Source organism: Bacteroides caecigallinarum (assembly GCF_016901995.1).
GTDB lineage: Bacteria > Bacteroidota > Bacteroidia > Bacteroidales > Bacteroidaceae > Phocaeicola > Phocaeicola cellulolyticus.
In genome coordinates this window covers 1-381 of sequence record NZ_JACJLE010000168.1, presented here as the reverse complement: position 1 = coordinate 381, position 381 = coordinate 1, and the positions used below count along the sequence as shown (strand labels likewise).

The 381-nt window shown below is 44.1% G+C and carries 1 protein-coding gene; it reads right to left on the bottom strand.

The features are described 5' to 3' along the window. Positions 1-94 precede the first annotated feature (94 nt). On the bottom strand, positions 95-381 hold a 287-nt coding region (locus tag H6A61_RS15475; RefSeq protein WP_346342346.1), incomplete at its 5' end, for a group II intron maturase-specific domain-containing protein.

Below are 381 nucleotides of genomic sequence, written 5' to 3'. Positions count from 1 at the left end.
AATCGAGTAGGAGGAAAACGAAGTAGTTTTCTTCCTACTTTCGTTCTCCGACCTCTCCCACCACCACGCATGCGGTTCCGCACGTGGCGGTTCTTTATTTAGGATACCATTTGAGATACTCGTCATAAAGGGTTGGATACCCGGCAATTTTTAGTCGTTCATTAGTCATAGAACTGTGTGTTATCCAACTGTCAGCAATACGCCAATACCCCAATCGAGTATAACCCCATTCATTGGCTTTCCTCTTAGAGATTCCACATCGAATCAGATTGGATATTCTCGTCTTAGGGTTTTTCCAAGATTTCCATATACACATTCGTATGCGACGTCGTAACCATTCGTCCGTTTCAAGGAGAAGACGTTTCATGTTGGCAAGGTGGT